The sequence below is a fragment of the Mesorhizobium sp. M0145 genome, from assembly GCF_040322355.1.
Classification (GTDB): Bacteria; Pseudomonadota; Alphaproteobacteria; order Rhizobiales; family Rhizobiaceae; genus Mesorhizobium.
On sequence record NZ_JAMYTK010000001.1, the window covers coordinates 293,233 to 310,491 of the forward strand.

A 17,259-nucleotide genomic window follows, 5' to 3' on the forward strand; every position below is an offset into this window, starting at 1 on the left:
AATCTATTTAGCTTCGGCCGCGACGTACTTCATGTGACGGCTGACCTGCAGCGCAATGTAGACGACCAGTGAACAACCGATTGGGAACACGATCTCGTTGAGGCCGGTTGCGATCGCCTGTGGCATTGCGAGAGCAGCGTCGTTCGCTGCGGCCGTCTCGATGGTCAGCACCGTGATGCCGCCGCCGAATACCGCGCCTATCAGGGCGCCTGCCAGCGCGAAATGGAGCGGACGCGGTTCTTCCTTCGATGCCAGCGACGCCAGTGCCCAGCCGAGCAGCCCGTATTCGATCGCCCGCAGCACACCCAGGGTCGTGAGCGACAGGATGGCCGGCTTTGCCGCCGCGTCCAGCGCGCTGACCATAACCTTTTGCGTCCCTTTGGCGATGCCCATCGCCAGTGGCGCCGAAATCGCACCGATCAGGCCACCGAGCGAGGCGCGCACCTTGGTGAGCGCCGTGCCGAGGCTGACGCCGGCACAGACGAAGAACCACCAGGTCACGCCTTGCGCCAGTTCGATCAGAACCTGCCTCGTCGCGGGGTAGGCACCTGCCGCAAATCTGACGGTCAGAATGAGAGCTTCCATGGCGAAGCCGAGCGCGATCGCCAGCCATACGACAGTCAAGCTTCTGCTTCGTGCCACCCTTGCCCGACGCCGTACAGCGTATATATGCTGCATCCAGCCATCAGTCATAAGGCAGTAGAAAGTTGCAGCTAAGCGTCCAGGAGCGCCGCGAAAAACAAAAGGCCGAACTGCGTTCCGAACTTGTCGACGCCGCGCACAAGCTTGTCCAGGAAGAAGGCTATGACGGCCTCACCATCCGCAAGCTCGCCAAGCGCGTTGGCTATGCGCCGATGTCGGTCTATTCCTATTTCGCCGACAAGCAGGACATCCTGTTCGCGCTGGCCGAGGATGCCTTCGAGACCTTGGCCAGGCGCATCGCAAATCATACGGCCGACGACCCGATCGAGGCGCTCAAGGCGGTGCTTGTCGAATACGCCGCCTTTGGGCTGGAAAATCCCAACGAATACCGCACCGTCTTCATGACCGAAAAAGTCAGGCCGCCAGCCGGAAAGACCTTCGCCGAAATGGAGAGCGGCAACCCGGCGATGAAAGTGCTGATCGCGAGGGTCGAAGCCTGCGTTGCCGCCGGCAGGCTCAAAGGCGATCCACGCGCCATCGCCACCATGCTGTGGGCGGTCGGCCACGGCGCCATCTCGCTGCTGATCACCTTCCCGTTCTACCCGTTCGGCGACCAGACGACGTTCATCACACGGATCGGCGACATCATGCTCGAAGCCATCGCCGCGCACGAGATTGCGCCGCTCACGCCGCCGGTCAACTGCTGAAGAGCGGCGCTCCTCCCGATCTGCAGGATCTTCTCCGAACGATCTGCGCTGCGGCGCCGAGCGTTCGGCAATTCTCCGTACGCGTACGATTTTGCTTGAATATCGGGAGTCCAGGGCGTATCTGTACGCAATGCCGTACATGTACGAGAAATTCAATAGCTGAACCGGAGACCGACGATGAAGAAGGCAATCCTCACGCTCGCCGCCCTGCTGGCACTCTCTGGCGCCGCATTTGCCGGCAGCAATCAGTCAGGCAAGCAAGAAGTGACCTGCATCGATACCAAGACCGGTGCGAAGCTTGATTGCGCGCCGACCGGATCGCTTGAAAAGGCCGATGCCGCGGCCCACAAGGTCGGCAGCAAGGGCCCGAGGCTCGGCATCGGCATCGACCCGTGGATCGTGCCAAGCAGCTTCTGAGCCGATCGGGCGACAATACGCGGTGAGGAAACGAAAGGGCGGCAGCAATTTCCGGCCGCCCATCGTGCCGGCCTCAGCCCTGCTTTTTGTCACCCCGCGCAGATCACTTCTTGCGCTTCTGTCCCACCACGCTTTTGGGCTTGCCGGGTCTTGCCGGTGCGCCGGGAATGGCCGTTCCGGTGATCGACACCGGATCGCTGGCCGGGAATGTATCCTCGAGGCCTTCCTCGAGTTCCTCTTCGATATCCGTCCCCGTGCGCTGCTCGTCTTCGAAAGAGCGCACGGCCGGCGTCTTGACCGGCGACTTCGGCGCGGAGTTCGGCGGCATTTGCATTCTCCCTCGGCTCGCTGTCGCAGAACGGTCGGGCGCGGCGAACATGCCTATGCTGCCGCGTCGCGCGCTGCCTCCAATAGAAAAGTAAAGACATAATCGGAAAAGGAACGCCAGCATTCGACGCGGAACGCGTCGGCCGCCGTGCGCAACAGCACGATTTCGACCTTGCCGAGAATGGTGCGCGACGCCGCCCCGACCGGAAAGGCGTCGAGCGACAGATCCTGCGGGCAGCCGGCATTGATCGTCGCCGCGGCAGCCGGACCGATAACCGATATGGCGACGTTGCGGTGCGAGATGCCGACCGCCGAATGCAGTACGGAAATGCTGGCGCAGTCGGCGAGCGGATCTTTTCCGCTCTCGTCGATGACCAGCCATTCGTCCGGCCCGAGCCACAAGGCCGTGCGTCCGGCCTTTGCCGCCGAGGTTTTCGGCCTTTGCGGCAGGATGACGCCGAGCGCTTTCGAAAGTGCCGCAATCGAGGCTTCCGGCGCGCGCAGCGATATGCGCTCGGCCGGCGGCAGCACGGCAAGTGTAACGCCGGCGGCGGAAAGCGACTGGCCGGCGAGAGCCGGACGGCGTTCGACTGAGGGTCCGGCGGCGTCGGTTTTCAAAGCGGCCTTAGCCATTGAGGCGCTCCCCCTTCTCGTCGAAGAACACCATGCCGGTGACCTCCACCTCGATCACGCCGTTCGGCATCGGCACATAGAACGTCTCGCCCGTGCGATCGCGGCCGCCGGCGACCAGCCCCAGCGCGATCGAGCGGCCGCAATTTTGCGACCAATAGCTCGAGGTGACATGGCCAATCATCTTCATCGGGATTGCCTGCTTCGGGTCCGCGACGATCTGCGCGCCCTCCTCCAGCACCACCTTGGGATCCCTGGTCTTCAGGCCGACAAGCTGCTTGCGGCCCTTGGCGACCAGATCCGGCCGCGCCATGCCGCGAATGCCGACGAAGTCGGTCTTCTTCTTGCCGACCGCCCAGTCGAGCCCGGCGTCGTTCGGCGTCACCGTGCCGTCGGTATCCTGGCCGACGATGATGTAGCCCTTTTCAGCGCGCAGCACATGCATGGACTCGGTGCCGTAAGCACAGGCGCCATGCTTCTGGCCCTCGGCCCATAGCGCTTCCCAGACTGCCTCGCCGTAATCGGCCGGCACGTTGATCTCGAAGCCGCGCTCACCGCTGAACGACATGCGAAACAGCCTGGTCGGCACGCCGCAGATCCGGCCTTCGCGCACCGACATATGCGGCAGCGCCTCATCCGACATGTCGATGCCCTCGACCAGCGGCGCAATGATGTCGCGAGACTTCGGTCCCTGCACGGCAATCACCGCCCATTGCTCGGTGATCGAGGTCAGCCAGACGTTGAGATGCGGGAACTCGGTCTGGAGATAGTCTTCCATATGGTTCATGACGCGCGGCGCGCCGCCGGTCGTCGTCGTCACATGGAAACGGTCGGGTGCAAGCCTGCCGACGACACCGTCGTCATAGATGAAGCCGTCCTCGCGCAGCATGATGCCGTAACGGCAGCGGCCGGGCTCGAGCTTCTCCCATGGATTGGTGTAGAGCAGTTCCATGAATTTGGCCGCATCCGGCCCGACCACCTCGATCTTGCCCAGCGTCGAGGCGTCAAACAGGCCGGCTGTCTTGCGCACCGTGACGCATTCGCGGTCGACGGCGGCATGTATGTCCTCGCCCGGCTTCGGGAAATACCAGGCGCGCTTCCATTGGCCGACATCCTCGAATACAGCGCCCTGGCGCTCGGCCCAGGGATGGATCGCGGTCTTGCGGGTCGGGTCGAACAGCGGACCCCGCGCGTGCCCGACGATCGAGCCGAATGTCACCGGCGTATAGGGCGCGCGGAACGTCGTCAGCCCGACCTGCGGGATCGGCTTGCCCAACGTCTCGGCGGCAATCGCCAGGCCGTGCATGTTGGAGGTCTTGCCCTGGTCGGTCGCCATGCCATTGGTGGTGAAGCGCTTGACGTGCTCGATCGAGCGCATGCCCTCATGCACTGCCTGGCGGATGTCCTTAGCGGTGACGTCGTTCTGGAAGTCGACAAAGGCCTTGACCGTCGTATCCGATCCGGCACCGGGTGCTGCACCCAGCATGCCGCGCGACCAGCTCTCGCCGGCGTCGACCTTCGGCTTGGTGCCCTTGGCCGGCCTGCTGCCGGCGTGCTTGGCCGCCTTGGCGCCCGCTGCATAGGCCTCGTCGATCGTCGCCGACAGCCCGTCGGTACCGTTGCAGGCGCCGACCGAGACGCAGTCCTGCGCATAAATTCCGGGCACGAAGCGCTTGGTCTCGTCGTTGAAGGCAACTTTGCCGCGCGATTGCGAGAACAGATGCACCGATGGCGTCCAGCCGGCCGACATCAGAATCGCGTCAACCGGGATGGTGCGTTCGCCGCCGCCATTCTTCGGCTGCACAGTCATCGACGACACCCGCAATTTGCCGCCGGCGCGGATCACCGCGCGGCCGAAATTGACCTCGATGCCGAGCGCCCTCGCCTCGTCGATCGCCGGCCCGGTCGGGTTGTCGCGCAGGTCGACGATCGCCGCTACGTTGATGCCGGCCTTTTTCAGGTCGATCGCCGCCGCATAGGCGGAATCGTTTGCCGTATAGACGCCGACATTCCTGCCGACGGCGACGCCGTAATGGTTAAGACAGGTGCGCGCCGCCGACGCCAGCATGATGCCGGGGCGGTCGTTATCGGCAAACACCATGTGGCGCTCGATGGCGCCGGTCGCCAGCACCACGCGGCTGGCGCGAACCTGCCACAGCCGCTCGCGCGGCAGGTCGCGGCCGGGGTTCTGCAGATGGTCGCTGACGCGCTCGACCAGCCCGACGAAATTCTGCGCGTAATAGCCGAAGGCGGTGGTGCGCGGCAGCACGCGGACATTGTCCATCGTCCGGAGCTTGGCAACAGCGGACTGCGCCCAGGCAAAACCGTCCTGGCCTTCGATCCTGGCGCCGCTCTCGAAGCGCAGGCTGCCGCCGAATTCCGCCTGCTCGTCGGCAAGGATGACGCGCGCGCCGGTCTCGGCCGCGGCCAATGCCGCGGCGATGCCCGCGGCACCGCCGCCAAGCACCAGCACCTCGCAATGGGCGAAGCGCGCCGAATAGTGGTCGGGATCCGGCTGGTCAGGAGCGACGCCGAGACCGGCGGCGGCGCGGATCTTGGGCTCGTAGAGGTTTTTCCACGCGGCCTTCGGCCACATGAAGGTCTTGTAGTAGAAGCCGGCCGAAAGCATCGGCGAGGCAATACTGCTGACGGCACCGATGTCGAAAGCGAGCGACGGCCAGCAGTTCTGCGACTGTGCGGTCAATCCGTCATAGAGTTCCTGCACCGTGGCACGAACGTTCGGCGTCTTGCGTGCCGCGTCGCGCTTGATCTCGACCAGCGCGTTCGGCTCTTCGGCGCCGGCCGACAGAAAACCGCGCGGCCGGTGGTACTTGAACGAGCGGCCGACGAGATGGACGCCGTTTGCAAGCAGCGCCGAGGCCAACGTATCGCCCTCGATGCCGGTATAGGGGCGGCCGTCGAAGCTGAAGCCAGCTATCTTTGCCTGTTTGAGCCGCCCGGCGCCGGCAATGCGGAACGTGGCGCTCATTTGGCGGCTCCCGGCAGCTTGGTGGGCTTCGGTTCGCCGGCCTTGTAGGTCATCAGGAACCTGTCGCTGACGGTGTCGCGCACGGCATTGAAGAACCGCGCACAGCCATGCATGTGCCGCCAGCGCTCATAGATGATCCCCTTGGGATTGGAGCGGATGAAAAAGAACTTTTCAAAATCGTCGTCGCTCTCGCCGGCGATGTTTGGGGAACGCGCGATATGCGCCTCGCCGGCGTTGCGGAATTCGAGCTCCGGACGCTCTTCCTCGCAATAGGGGCAGCGGATGAGAAGCATGGTCGGTCCTACAGTTCGCCGTGGCCGACGCGAGCGCCGGCAGGTTGGTCGCAAAGCCTCTGGCCCATCGTCACGAAGGGCGCCACCAGCCGGATGCGCTCCTCGATGCTGGCTACCGGGCGGAAAAGGTCGCGATACGCCATATTGCCGACCGAAAGCGTCATCGGTTCGGTCGTCACGATGACGTAGCGCCGCTCGAATTTTTCGCCTTCCTCGAGATCGGCTGGCCGGTTCTCCATAAAGGTGACCACTCTCTGACCGGCGCTCCAGGCGCAGGCGAGTACACCCTCGTCGACGGAAAACGGCCAATCTGCTTCATTGCCGGCCCGGCTGATGGGCTGCAGGCGCACCTCCTCTGGCGTGGGGATATGGAACAGGCCTTGCTCGCCGGCGAGCATCAGCGGCATAGCGATGGCCATCTCGGTCATCATCAGTGCGCCACCGCTGCCGCCGCCGCCTCGTCGATGAGGCGGCCGGTGCGGAAGCGCTCGATGGTGAAGGGCGCGTTGATCGGGTGCGGATCGTCCCTGGCGATCGTATGGGCAAAGACATGGCCCGAACCCGGCGTCGCCTTGAAGCCGCCTGTGCCCCAGCCGCAATTGACATAGAGGCCGGGCACCGGCGTCTTGGCCAGGATCGGCGAACGGTCCGGCGTCACGTCGACGATGCCGCCCCATGAGCGCAGCATCTTCATACGGGTGAAGATCGGGAACATCTCGCAGATCGCGTCGAGTGTGTGCTGGAGGATGTGCAGGCCGCCGGTCTGCGAATAGGAGACATACTGGTCGGTGCCGGCGCCGATGACCAGCTCGCCCTTGTCGGATTGCGAGATATAGGCATGCACCGTGTTCGACATCACCACGCAAGGCACCACCGGCTTGACCGGCTCCGATACCAGCGCCTGCAGCGGATAGCTTTCCAGCGGCATGCGCACGCCGGCCATGTTCATGATCACCGACGAATGCCCGGCGGCAACCACGCCGACCTTCCTGGCGCCGATGAAGCCGCGCGTCGTCTCGACACCGGTTACCGCGCCGTTCGGCGCCCGCTTGACGCCGGTGACCTCGCAATTCTGGATGATGTGGACGCCACGCGCCGAGGCGCCGCGCGCATAGCCCCAGGCGACCGCATCGTGGCGCGCCGTGCCGCCGCGGCGCTGCAGGGAGGCGCCCATAACCGGGTAGCGTGCATCGCGCGAAATGTTGAGCGGCGGGCAGAATTCCTTGGCCTGCTCCGGCGTCAGCCATTCATTGTCGATGCCGTTCAGCCGGTTGGCGTGGACGTGCCGCTTCAGCACCTGGATGTCATGGATGTTGTGGGCGAGCATCATGACGCCGCGCGGCGAATACATGACGTTGTAGTTGAGCTCCTGGCTGAGCCCGTCCCACAGCTTCAGCGCATGGTCGTAGATGCCGGCGCTCTCGTCGTAGAGATAGTTCGAGCGGATGATGGTGGTGTTGCGCCCGGTATTGCCGCCGCCGAGCCAGCCTTTTTCCAATACCGCGACGTTGGTGATGCCGTGCACGGTGGCGAGATAATAGGCTGTGGCCAGGCCGTGGCCGCCGGCGCCGACGATGATGACGTCGTACTCCTTCTTCGGCTCCGGCGAGGACCACTGTTCCTCCCAGCCTCTATGACCGCGCATGGCCTCGCGGGCGATGGCGAATACCGAGTATTTCTTCAACGTCGCAGGCCTCGCAAATGGCGGCAGGGCAGATCAGCCAGCCCCGGCGCGCGAGCTTGTATCACTAGCGAAACCGTGCTGCCAGCCTTGCACTGTTTGCGACGGCGCTTGCCGTTTTGCGCCGTGGTGAAAAAGCCGCATCCGGGCAGGTTGATGCAATTGCCTTCCACCGCTATCCGTCGCCTGACGATCGGAGGATTATGGCGGTGGCTAACGTCTGGTGGAATCTGACATTGCGCTTCTTGCTGGAGCTCGCCGCTTTGCTCGGCCTCGGCATGGCGGGCTGGAGCCTCTCAGCGGGCATGTGGCGCTGGATCCTTGCCGTGGCATTGCCGTTCGTTGCCGCCGCGCTCTGGGGAATCTTCGCGGTGCCGAACGATCCGAGCCGCTCGGGGCGGGCGCCGGTTCCGGTGCCGGGCGGTTTGCGGCTGGTGCTCGAACTCGTCATCCTGTTCGGCGGCGCTGCCGGATTCCACCTGGCCGGCTACACGACGGCCGGCATGGCCGTCGCCCTGCTGATCGCCGTCAGCTACGCATTTTCGCTCGATCGGCTCGGCTGGCTGCTTAGGCAATAGTGGCCTTGCACCGTTTGCGACGGCGCTTGCCGTTTGCGCCGTGCTTTCACTGGTCGCTGTTCTGAGCTTCGCTTTTCGTTGGGTCAGCCGGAGCACGCTTCACGATGCACGGCCCGATTGCATAGATCGATCGCAAATAACCCTCACGGCAATCGGCCGCGATTTTGCGAACTTCCGCGTCGTTCGACTGCTCCGCCATGGCAACGAAGCGCTCGACGATCACCTCGCGTGGCCTGATCGCCACTGCCGCCGCAAAGCGCCGCAAAACCGCATCCGGATGTTCGAGTAACCGTGGCAGGTCCTTGGAACTCGGCATGACATAGTGACCATAGGCGTCGACCAGTGTCGTGAAAGCTGAGTCCAGACGAAGCGCGGCGGCATTTTCCACCGCAAGCCTTAGCTGCCAGCGCTGTGCAAGGCAGATGAATTGGACGACCCTCCACCGAACGCCGGCATGTTCGTCATCCAGCCGCAGCATCACGCGGCCGAGAATGGTGCCGTCCGCAGGCGTGGTGCACCCTAGAAGCGCCTCGATCGCGTCGCACCGGATGCCCGAAGATTCGCTGTCGAGCAGATCGGCTATTTCCGCGACAACGCAATTCATCTTGTAGCTTGTTTTGGGACTGGCTTCGGCCACCAAGAAAGCGGCGGCGGCTTGGGTATGAAGGTTGCCGGACGTCAGCAGCGGCCGGAGATTTTCTATCGGAAAGCCTTTGCCAAATTCCGATTGAAGGGCGGACGTCAACTCGCTGTCGCCCTCGAAGCCGGGGGCCAACAACCTGCTCATTATGTCTTGGGGGGTCATTGGAATGGGTGGCGCGTCCACCCGCGAGTTTTGGATGACGATCCGTAGCCTGGTGGCAAGCGGACGTCAAGAAGGGCTGTCGAGGGCAGCGCAGGTATCGGGTGGCTCGCGCCGCCCCGATTTGCGACCAAGCATCCCGATTGCCGGCCAGAGCCGGCGCGAAAAAAGGATGCAGAAAATGTTCGCACTCACCAACAAGGTCGCCATCGTCACCGGCGCCAGTTCCGGGATCGGCCGCGCCACGGCAAAACTCTTTGCCGAGCAAGGCGCCAGGCTCGTCGTCGCCGCCCGCCGCCGGGCGGAACTCGATGCGCTGGTTGCCGAAATCGAAGACGCCGAGGGCACCGCCATTGCGCTTGCCGGCGACGTCCGCGACGAAGCCTACGCGAAAGTCCTGGTCGACCTGGCGGTCGAGAAATTCGGCGGGCTCGACATCGCCTTCAACAATGCCGGCTCGGTCGGCAGGATGGGGCCGGTTTCTGAGCTGTCGCTGAAGGGCTGGCGCGAGACGCTCGATACCAATCTGACCAGCGCCTTTCTCGGCGCGAAATACCAGGTGCCGGCGATGGTCGAACGCGGCGGCGGCTCGTTGATCTTCACCTCGACCTTCGTCGGCCACACGCTCGGCATGCCCGGCATGACCAGCTATGCCGCGAGCAAGGCCGGACTGATCGGATTGACGCAGGTGCTGGCCGCTGAATTTGGCGCCAAGGGGATTCGGGTCAACGCGCTGCTGCCGGGCGGCACCGACACGCCTTCGGCAACGTTCAAGACACCGGAATCGCGAGCCTTCGTCGAAAACCTGCATGCCTTGAAGCGCGTCGCCGAGCCAGAGGAGATCGCCCGCTCGGCGCTTTACCTGGCTTCCGATGCATCGAGCTTCACCACCGGCACGGCACTGTTCGCCGACGGCGGCGTCTCGATCACCCGCACGTGAAGCGTTTTCGCGGTCGGCGTCGGCCCGCCAGCCGCAATACCGGAAAAACCGGTCTTGCTTTTTCCGGCGATTTGACGATTCCGTCTTCTCCTCGAAAACGGGTTGGAAACATGCTGCTGATCAGGACCTATATCGCTGCAAGCGCAATCGAAGGCGTCGGCGTGTTCGCCGCCGAGCCGATCCGGAAAGGGGCGCAGATCTGGCGGCTCGATCCGGACTTCGACCGGCTGATCCCGATGGAAAGATACGAGACGGCGCCGCCGCACCTCAAGGAATTGCTCGACAGATATGCCTATCCCAGTCCGGACCGGCCGGGCTTCATGGTCTATGAGGTCGACAATGGCCGCTTCATGAACCACGCCGACAAGCCGAACACCGACTTTTCGCAATATGGCGGGGCCACCGCGACCCGCGACATCGCCGCCGGCGAGGAAATAACCTGCGACTACGGCGAGTTCTTCGAGGGTTTCGAGCAGCTCCACCTGGCCACGGCGTAGCGGCGCCTATCTGGCCCAAGGCGAATTTTGTTCTTGCTTTGTGCCGGCAGCTATGCTACTAATCTCCATATGGTGCTGATTCACACCAAGGACGGCCCTGAGGCGGGTTGTTCGTTTCGGGATCGGCACCGCCTCTCAATCGGCTGTGGACAGCGCCCCGTGATTCTGCTATCAGCCGCCCCAATTCGTGGTGTAACGCGCCGCGGAGGCTTGCGGCTATGGCCGCTTGCCTGTTGATTTCAAACCCGAAAGACAGGATTGCACGTGCAGGTACTCGTCCGCGACAACAACGTTGATCAGGCGCTTCGCGCGCTCAAGAAAAAGATGCAGCGTGAAGGCATCTTCCGCGAAATGAAGATGCGCGGACATTACGAGAAGCCCTCCGAGAAGCGCGCCCGTGAAAAGGCGGAAGCCGTGCGCCGTGCCCGCAAGCTGGCCCGCAAGCGCGCCCAGCGCGAAGGCCTGCTGCCGATGACCCCGCGTCCGGTCGCGGCCGGTGCTGCCGGTGCCGGTGCTCCGCGTCCGCCGCGGTTCTGACGTCAATTTTTCGTCCTTTTCCAAGGATATCCAAGGTGGCGCGATGCGGAATCGCCGCCACCTTTTTGTTGTGAGTTCGACCCGGTCCGAGAGGACCGGTTGGGAGAGATGCCGGTTCGGAGGGGGAACGGACCAGACGGCGCAGTAAGGACAGGGCAGACATGGACGCAATCACCGTAGAGCGCAGAACCGCGTGGCGCGGCCTCGCCCTGACGGCAGCCCTGCTTTCCGGGATGGCGCTTGCCAGCTGCCAGAGCGTTCCGACCGGCGAGTTCAACAACATCGACAAGGCGCAAGGCTCGAGCGAGAACATCTCCTCGCTGTCGGCGGTGATCCAGCGCAACCCCCAGGATCCGGAAGCCTACAATGTGCGCGGCTCGGCCTATGGCCGCGGCGGCCAGTACCAGGCGGCGCTGAAGGACTTCAACACCGCCATCCAGCTCAATCCGAATTTTTACCAGGCCTATTCGAACCGGGCGCTCATCCAGCGCTTCCTCGGCGATCAGGCGAGCGCGCTCGCCGACTACAACCGCTCGATCCAGATCAACTCCAACTATGACGCCGCCTATATCGGCCGCGGCAATCTCTACCGCAGGGCGGGCCGGGTCCAGGAAGCCTTCAACGATTTCCAGAAGGCCATCCAGCTCGACACGACCGATGCGCGCGCCTATCACAATCGCGGCCTGATCTACCAGAGTCAGGGCCAGCACGCCTTTGCCATCGAGGATTTCTCGACCGCCATTTCGCTGGCGCCGGATGCCTCCGAGCCTTACAATGGGCGCGGCCTCTCCTACCTTGCCATGAACGACGAGGACAATGCCTTCGCCGACTTCAACATGGCCATCAAGCTCGACGGCAAGAATGCCGAGGCCTGGTCCAACCAGGCGTTGATCTACGAGCGGCGCGGCGACAAGGTCAGGGCCGCGAAATCCTACCGCGAAGCCGTGCACCTCAATCCGACCTACCAGCCGGCCAAGGACGGCCTGGCCCGCACCAGTGCCGGCTGAGCGGCCGGTTAATCGGGCCTCCGTTTCCGCACTCCGACAACCCTGCGTTTAGCTTCGCCTTGCTGGCGCCAAGTTTTCGGCGGAACGCTCGGCGTGCTCAGCCGTTTGTACAAGGCAATTTCGAAAGGACCCTGCCATGATCAAGAAACTCGCCTGTGCCGCTGCTCTCGCCACGACCGTCGTTGCCGCTCCCGCCAGCGCCAGCAAGCTCCAGCTCGGCGTGCTCGACTGCACCATCGACGGCGGCACGGCCTATCTCGTCACCTCCAACAAGGGTGTTTCCTGTGTCTTTCGTCCGCATCGTGGTGGCCCCTCCGAAGTCTATACCGGGGTGATTTCCAAGCTCGGCGTCGATGTCGGCCGGACGCATCAGGGCCAGCTGGTATGGGCGGTTCTGGCGGCGACCCGCAACCACGATGAAGGCGACCTTGCCGGCAGCTACTATGGCGTGAACGCCGAGGCCAGCGTGGTCACCGGTGGCGGCGCCAATCTCCTGGTCGGCGGCCTCGACAGCGCCTTTTCGCTGCAGCCGCTCAGTGTCCAGGCACAGACCGGCGTCAACCTGGCGGTCGCCGTCACTTCGCTGGACCTGATCCACTCGTTCAAATAACGGCCACTGGCAAATACGGCCCGTGGCCTTTCATCATGCGCCGGGATAGGACGGTTCCGCGCCGCGTAGTCGCCGGCGCGTGGCAGCCTTTTGATTGGGCGCCTTGCGGCTTCGAAATTGACCGATGATCGCGCGGTGGCGCCAAACTCATTCTGCGCGCAGCGCTTCGATCGGCTGTAGGCTTGCGGCCTTGCGGGCGGGATAGTAGCCGAAAAAGACGCCTACAGCCGCGGCAAAGCCGATAGCCAGCAGGACGGCGCTGAGATCGATGATCACCGGCCATTGAGCGATAGACCCAACGGCGATTGCAGCAACAATCCCAATACCAGCACCTAGAATACCCCCGAGCAGGGCAAGCGTTGCTGCCTCAACGAGAAACTGGGCAAGGATATCTCGCCGTCGCGCGCCCACCGCAAGCCGCAGTCCGATCTCGCGGACCCGCTCCGTCACCGTCGCCAGCATGATGTTCATGATGCCGATCCCGCCCACGACCAGCGAAATTGAGGCCACCGCCGAAAGCAGCAGCGACACCACGCGTGTGGTCGAACCTTCGGCATTCGCAGCTTCGGCGAGGTTGCTCACCATGAAGCTGTCTTCCTGACCTGTCCGCAACCGGTGACGCTGCCACAGGAGTTGGCGGATCGCTGCCATCGTGCCCTCGGCCGAGGTCCAATCGGCGAACTTGACGGTGATGTTGTGTACGAAGGTCGGATTGGCACGGCTCGTGCCAATGAACTGACGTCGCGCCGTCCTCAGCGGCACAAGTGCCACATCGTCCTGATCATCGCCCCACACGCTCTGGCCCTTCCGCTCCAGCAGTCCGATCACCGTGAACGGCACGTCGCGGATGCGGATCGCGGCGCCCAGCGGATCGGCTTTTCCGAACAACTTCTCCCGCATCGTCGTTCCGAGGAGCACCACGTTGGCGACGCGGTTGTTGTCCTCCGGGGTCATCTCCTGCCCGGCAACAACCCTCCACTCGCGCGCTGAGAAATATTCCGGCGTCACGCCGCGAAGCACGCCTTGCCAATTGGCGGAGCCGATCGTGAACTGCTCGCGGGCGTAGAGGAGTGGCGCCGCCACCACGACGCCGGGGATTTCCATTCCGATCGCCGCCGCGTCCTCTTCACTCAGCCGCGGCGCGCCACCGGCCCCAAGGCGGACGCTGCCCATCTTCGCACTGCCCGGACTGACGCTGATGAGGTTGGCGCCGAGGCTGCGGATCTGCGCAGTGATCCGTTCGCGCGCACCAACCCCGATCGCGATCATCACCACGACAGCGGCCACACCGATGATGATGCCCAACATGGTGAGCGCGCTGCGCATATGATGGGAGCGTAATGATCGCAGGGCGGTTCTTGTGCTACCGGACATTGTTGTACGCCAGCGCTAGACGGCGAGTGTCATCCAAAGGTCGGACCTGCTGTATGACAGGGGTGTCTGACAGAACGCGGCCGTCTCGAAAGGCTACAATGCGATCCGTATGGGCAGCTATCTCAGCCTCATGGGTGACCAGCACAATGGTCAGGCCCTCTCCATTGAGTCGGCGGAAAATTGCCATGATCTCCAGCCCTGTCTGGCTGTCGAGCGCACCAGTGGGTTCATCGGCCAGTAAAAGTAAAGGCTCCGTCACCAGGGCGCGGGCAATGGCAACGCGCTGCTGTTGTCCGCCCGAGAGTTCGGCAGGAGTATGTCTGGCCCGATCGGCGAGCCCTACCTTGGCCAGCATCGCCAGCGCTGCGCGCCGCCGCTCACCAGCCCACATGCGGCGATAGACAAGCGGCAGTTCCACATTTTCTAGTGCGCTGGCCCGCGGCAGCAGATTGAACGACTGAAACACGAAACCGATGTTCCTATTGCGGATCGCAGCGAGTTCATCGTGATGGAGTCCACCGACGTTTACCCCGTTCAGCCGATAGCGGCCTTCACTCGGACTGTCGAGGCAGCCCAGTATGTTCATGAAGGTAGACTTGCCCGATCCTGAAGATCCGATCACCGCGACGAATTCGCCTCGTTGAATCGTCATGCTCACCCCTTCGAGCGCCCACACCGGCTCTCCGCCAACACGGTAGCAATGGCGCAGCCGGTCGACGTCAATCAGAGCCATGAATACCTCACCACAACCGGAACTTGACCAGGACGGAAGACGCGTCATCGTCCCGACGCGGAGCAGTAGCAAGCCCCGTAATGACCTGCTGCCCCTCAGTCAGGTCGCCTGCCAGCACCTCTGTTGCACGACCGTCGGTGATTCCAAGCCGGAGCGAGACAAGCTTCGGCTCGCGGTCTGGCCCAAATACAAATACCTCGCCCGGGCTTCCCGCCTCTACGCCCGTTTTGGCAATGGCCGGCGCGGTTGATCGCGCCTCGTCCCCGGTATCACTCGGCGGCCGAAAACGCAGGGCCGCATTGGGCACTTTCAAGACCCCCTGTCGCTTGGCCATTACCACGCTCAGATTGGCGGTCATGCCGGGCAACAGCAGCTCATCGGAATTTTGCGTACCGACCACCACTATGTATGTGACGACGTTTTGAACGACCTGCGGTGCCTTGCGTATCTGTTTTACCGTGCCGGTGAAAATTCGGTCGGGATAGGCATCGGCAGTGAAAGTAACCGGCTGCCCGAGCGCAAAACGGCTAATGTCGGCTTCCACCACGGAAGCTTCCACCTGCATCTCAGTCAGGTCTTGAGCTATGGTGAACAGTATCGGGGTCTGCAGGCTAGCCGCCAGGGTCTGACCGCCACTGACGGCGCGATTGACCACTGTGCCGGTGACCGGCGCGCGTACATAGGTGCGGTCAAGATCAATTTGGGCCTGCTGAAGCACCGCTTCCTTCTGCTTCACCTGGGCAAGCGTGTTGGCGAGCTCCGCTTCTGCCATGTTGAGGGTCGCCTTGGCGGCTCGAACGACTGCCGATTGCGACAGTTCCTCGGCCTGGGCGGCAGTCGCCTGCGCCTTGGCAGAATTGTGCGCGGTATTCTCCCGCTCCCATTCTCCCACCGCGATGATCTTCTGCTTAGCCAGGGAACGTTTGCGGTTCACTTCCTGCGCCGCACCATCGAGCGCGATTTCGGCGCGTGTAGTCTGTGCGGCTGCAGAATCATATCTGGCCTCGGCGGTCTCCATCTCTGCCCTGGCCCGCTCGATCTGCGCCCGATGTACCGAAACCTGCGTTTGCGCCATCTCCCGTTCGGCAAGGGCTTGCGCTACTCTCGCTTCGTAAATCTCCGGCTCAACCCGGGCTATCACCTGGCCTTTGGTGACCTTGGAGTTGAAGTCGACATAGAGTTCCTTCACCCGACCCGAGAGCTGAGAACCGACTTCCACCATAACTAGCGCGTTCAGCGTGCCAGCCGCCTGCACCGTTGTGACGATATCGCCGCGCTCCACGGCTTGCGAGCGATAGGCGGGGGTATCGGGCCGGATGGAGGACGGCTCGAGGAGAGCTGAGAGCTGATTGAAGGCCGACAAAACCTGGCCGGAAGTCACCGATGGTGTCGGTCCCATGGAACTCCCGGGCGTTACCGCCGCGCCGAGGATTACCGTAACGAACAAAACGCTGCGCATCATGTTCTGACCACCTCTGAGCCGGAAGGGAAAGGTAGTCCCTTCCAGCTCTTTAATCTGCACTTGGCAGTGCCGCAGAGGAATTCTACGAACCTATAGAATAAACCCGTCAACAGCCAAATACATAGATGTTTATTCGAAAATTTCGGATATTACTACTTGCAGTGGCCGGGATTACCCTCGCAGGCCGTCTCGGTCTTGTTGCCAATGTTGCCTTGGCCTTCAGCCGTATCCTGCGTTGCCGTGCCGAACGCATTGCCATTCACATCCTTCGTGGTCTCATTGCACACGCAGTCCGGAACCGACCCCGTCTTTGTACAGGAGGCCACGCCAGCGGTGCCGCAGAAGTCCGTGCACTGTGTCTGCGATACGCCGGGACAGGTCTGCGCTAGCGCTCCGCCTGTTCCAAGCAACAGTGCCCCACCCATGAAAGCCGCAGCCGCGGCCACCTTTAAACCACTACATCTACATCCAATAATCATGTTTTCCTCCGATTTTGCCAGAGCTAGAGGGTGCTGCGCAGGCCATCTCTGGCACTGGTCGGCAGCATGAGGGCGCAACAAAGCCCTCGATTCGGTTCGATCGATTATGCTGTGGGGGATGCGGAAGTTATGAGGCCGCCAGCAACGGCTTTAAGCCGCCGGGCCTCCCAAGACTCTTTCGGGTGACAAGACTCTTTCGGATGAAGGGCCCTCTGCGGCGCACAGAATCGCCGCAATACTTGGCCTGCGCAAATCGGCAGCGCCCATTGTCGTGCTCCAGTACGACTGTAAGCGGGAATATTTCTTCTTGCTAATATATTAACCATATTTGCGGAAGCTGGCAACCAGTATCTGGGATATGCGTCGGTTGAGGTGCTGCTAAATCGATTGGTAGAACGGCGTGAACATCGCAATCGGCGTCAGCCAGTATCAGTTGCGCCGCAGAGCGGGTTGATCGTGGAGCCGAGATGCACGATCACCCTGGCTTCCGGCCTACATCATCATCTCAGCACACCGGAAACCGCTTGAACTCAACTGCGGTTGAGGTTTTACAA

Annotated in this window: 19 protein-coding genes; 8 read left to right on the plus strand and 11 right to left on the minus strand. The window is 62.9% G+C overall.

Annotation, left to right across the window (positions count from 1 at the left end; translation table 11 throughout):
- Positions 1-3 precede the first annotated feature (3 nt).
- Positions 4-624, minus strand: a complete 621-nt coding sequence (locus tag NKJ28_RS01485; protein ID WP_352633696.1) for a hypothetical protein — start codon at positions 622-624, stop codon at positions 4-6.
- A gap of 83 nt (positions 625-707) precedes the next feature.
- Between NKJ28_RS01485 and NKJ28_RS01490 the strand changes: the two genes are divergently transcribed.
- Both NKJ28_RS01490 and NKJ28_RS01495 read left to right on the plus strand, forming a co-directional pair.
- Complete coding sequence (locus tag NKJ28_RS01490; RefSeq protein ID WP_023675343.1) at positions 708-1,349, plus strand: TetR/AcrR family transcriptional regulator; 642 nt, start codon at positions 708-710, stop codon at positions 1,347-1,349.
- A gap of 177 nt (positions 1,350-1,526) precedes the next feature.
- On the plus strand, positions 1,527-1,766 hold the full coding sequence (locus NKJ28_RS01495; protein ID WP_352633697.1) for a DUF680 domain-containing protein: 240 nt from the start codon (positions 1,527-1,529) through the stop codon (positions 1,764-1,766).
- A gap of 103 nt (positions 1,767-1,869) precedes the next feature.
- Here the strand turns inward: NKJ28_RS01495 and NKJ28_RS01500 are convergent, their stop codons facing one another.
- From NKJ28_RS01500 to NKJ28_RS01525, 6 genes are read right to left on the minus strand one after another with little or no spacing between them, the layout of a single operon-like run.
- Entirely contained in the window at positions 1,870-2,094 is a 225-nt protein-coding gene (locus NKJ28_RS01500) for a hypothetical protein (RefSeq protein ID WP_023675341.1), read from the minus strand.
- A 53-nt stretch (positions 2,095-2,147) separates the two neighbouring features.
- Positions 2,148-2,726 (minus strand): sarcosine oxidase subunit gamma, encoded by a 579-nt coding sequence (locus NKJ28_RS01505; RefSeq protein ID WP_352633699.1) that lies wholly within the window; start codon positions 2,724-2,726, stop codon positions 2,148-2,150.
- Positions 2,719-5,712, minus strand: coding sequence for a sarcosine oxidase subunit alpha (locus tag NKJ28_RS01510; RefSeq protein WP_352633701.1), 2,994 nt, complete (start codon positions 5,710-5,712; stop codon positions 2,719-2,721). The genes NKJ28_RS01505 and NKJ28_RS01510 overlap by 8 nt, the downstream gene beginning before the upstream one ends.
- Positions 5,709-6,005, minus strand: coding sequence for a sarcosine oxidase subunit delta (locus NKJ28_RS01515; protein WP_292519105.1), 297 nt, complete (start codon positions 6,003-6,005; stop codon positions 5,709-5,711). The genes NKJ28_RS01510 and NKJ28_RS01515 overlap by 4 nt, the downstream gene beginning before the upstream one ends.
- Before the next feature lie 8 nt (positions 6,006-6,013).
- A complete protein-coding gene (locus tag NKJ28_RS01520) occupies positions 6,014-6,436 on the minus strand; it encodes a hypothetical protein (RefSeq protein WP_352588224.1) in 423 nt (140 codons plus the stop codon).
- On the minus strand, positions 6,436-7,689 hold the full coding sequence (locus NKJ28_RS01525; protein ID WP_352588227.1) for a sarcosine oxidase subunit beta: 1,254 nt from the start codon (positions 7,687-7,689) through the stop codon (positions 6,436-6,438). The genes NKJ28_RS01520 and NKJ28_RS01525 overlap by 1 nt, the downstream gene beginning before the upstream one ends.
- Before the next feature lie 200 nt (positions 7,690-7,889).
- On the opposite strand from NKJ28_RS01525, the gene NKJ28_RS01530 reads away from it, so the two are divergent.
- Positions 7,890-8,264, plus strand: coding sequence for a YrdB family protein (locus tag NKJ28_RS01530; protein WP_352588229.1), 375 nt, complete (start codon positions 7,890-7,892; stop codon positions 8,262-8,264).
- A gap of 46 nt (positions 8,265-8,310) precedes the next feature.
- Here NKJ28_RS01530 and NKJ28_RS01535 read toward each other — a convergent pair whose 3' ends face one another.
- A complete protein-coding gene (locus NKJ28_RS01535) occupies positions 8,311-9,090 on the minus strand; it encodes a hypothetical protein (protein ID WP_352633704.1) in 780 nt (259 codons plus the stop codon).
- 157 nt (positions 9,091-9,247) lie between these two features.
- Between NKJ28_RS01535 and NKJ28_RS01540 the strand changes: the two genes are divergently transcribed.
- From NKJ28_RS01540 to NKJ28_RS01560, 5 genes are all read left to right on the plus strand, one after another.
- Positions 9,248-10,006, plus strand: coding sequence for an SDR family oxidoreductase (locus NKJ28_RS01540; RefSeq protein ID WP_352633705.1), 759 nt, complete (start codon positions 9,248-9,250; stop codon positions 10,004-10,006).
- 110 nt (positions 10,007-10,116) lie between these two features.
- Positions 10,117-10,503, plus strand: a complete 387-nt coding sequence (locus NKJ28_RS01545) for an SET domain-containing protein (RefSeq protein WP_352454023.1) — start codon at positions 10,117-10,119, stop codon at positions 10,501-10,503.
- A gap of 264 nt (positions 10,504-10,767) precedes the next feature.
- On the plus strand, positions 10,768-11,040 hold the full coding sequence (gene rpsU / locus NKJ28_RS01550) for a 30S ribosomal protein S21 (protein WP_023675331.1): 273 nt from the start codon (positions 10,768-10,770) through the stop codon (positions 11,038-11,040).
- 161 nt (positions 11,041-11,201) lie between these two features.
- Positions 11,202-12,047 carry a tetratricopeptide repeat protein gene (locus NKJ28_RS01555; RefSeq protein ID WP_352469482.1) on the plus strand — a complete coding sequence of 282 codons (846 nt, stop codon included), beginning with the start codon at positions 11,202-11,204 and terminating at the stop codon, positions 12,045-12,047.
- Between the two features lie 136 nt (positions 12,048-12,183).
- Positions 12,184-12,657, plus strand: coding sequence for a DUF992 domain-containing protein (locus NKJ28_RS01560; protein WP_023675329.1), 474 nt, complete (start codon positions 12,184-12,186; stop codon positions 12,655-12,657).
- A gap of 147 nt (positions 12,658-12,804) precedes the next feature.
- Here the strand turns inward: NKJ28_RS01560 and NKJ28_RS01565 are convergent, their stop codons facing one another.
- The 3 genes from NKJ28_RS01565 to NKJ28_RS01575 are packed head-to-tail and all read right to left on the minus strand — an operon-like array spanning position 12,805 to position 16,226.
- Positions 12,805-13,983: an ABC transporter permease gene (locus NKJ28_RS01565; RefSeq protein ID WP_352568181.1), complete on the minus strand. Its 1,179-nt coding sequence runs from the start codon at positions 13,981-13,983 to the stop codon at positions 12,805-12,807.
- Between the two features lie 37 nt (positions 13,984-14,020).
- Positions 14,021-14,764, minus strand: coding sequence for an ABC transporter ATP-binding protein (locus tag NKJ28_RS01570; protein WP_352568182.1), 744 nt, complete (start codon positions 14,762-14,764; stop codon positions 14,021-14,023).
- A gap of 7 nt (positions 14,765-14,771) precedes the next feature.
- Entirely contained in the window at positions 14,772-16,226 is a 1,455-nt protein-coding gene (locus tag NKJ28_RS01575) for an efflux RND transporter periplasmic adaptor subunit (RefSeq protein WP_352568183.1), read from the minus strand.
- Positions 16,227-17,259: the final 1,033 nt, after the last annotated feature.

Coding starts and splice junctions, on each gene's coding strand:
- NKJ28_RS01495 (WP_352633697.1), top strand. CDS start 1,527: ATGAAGAAGGCAATCCTCACGCTCGCCGCCCTGCTGGCACTCTCTGGC.
- NKJ28_RS01540 (WP_352633705.1), top strand. CDS start 9,248: ATGTTCGCACTCACCAACAAGGTCGCCATCGTCACCGGCGCCAGTTCC.
- NKJ28_RS01510 (WP_352633701.1), bottom strand. CDS start 5,712: ATGAGCGCCACGTTCCGCATTGCCGGCGCCGGGCGGCTCAAACAGGCA.
- NKJ28_RS01560 (WP_023675329.1), top strand. CDS start 12,184: ATGATCAAGAAACTCGCCTGTGCCGCTGCTCTCGCCACGACCGTCGTT.
- NKJ28_RS01545 (WP_352454023.1), top strand. CDS start 10,117: ATGCTGCTGATCAGGACCTATATCGCTGCAAGCGCAATCGAAGGCGTC.
- NKJ28_RS01520 (WP_352588224.1), bottom strand. CDS start 6,436: ATGATGACCGAGATGGCCATCGCTATGCCGCTGATGCTCGCCGGCGAG.
- NKJ28_RS01530 (WP_352588229.1), top strand. CDS start 7,890: ATGGCGGTGGCTAACGTCTGGTGGAATCTGACATTGCGCTTCTTGCTG.
- NKJ28_RS01565 (WP_352568181.1), bottom strand. CDS start 13,983: ATGCGCAGCGCGCTCACCATGTTGGGCATCATCATCGGTGTGGCCGCT.
- NKJ28_RS01575 (WP_352568183.1), bottom strand. CDS start 16,226: ATGATGCGCAGCGTTTTGTTCGTTACGGTAATCCTCGGCGCGGCGGTA.
- NKJ28_RS01570 (WP_352568182.1), bottom strand. CDS start 14,764: ATGGCTCTGATTGACGTCGACCGGCTGCGCCATTGCTACCGTGTTGGC.
- NKJ28_RS01555 (WP_352469482.1), top strand. CDS start 11,202: ATGGACGCAATCACCGTAGAGCGCAGAACCGCGTGGCGCGGCCTCGCC.
- NKJ28_RS01515 (WP_292519105.1), bottom strand. CDS start 6,005: ATGCTTCTCATCCGCTGCCCCTATTGCGAGGAAGAGCGTCCGGAGCTC.
- NKJ28_RS01505 (WP_352633699.1), bottom strand. CDS start 2,726: ATGGCTAAGGCCGCTTTGAAAACCGACGCCGCCGGACCCTCAGTCGAA.
- NKJ28_RS01500 (WP_023675341.1), bottom strand. CDS start 2,094: ATGCCGCCGAACTCCGCGCCGAAGTCGCCGGTCAAGACGCCGGCCGTG.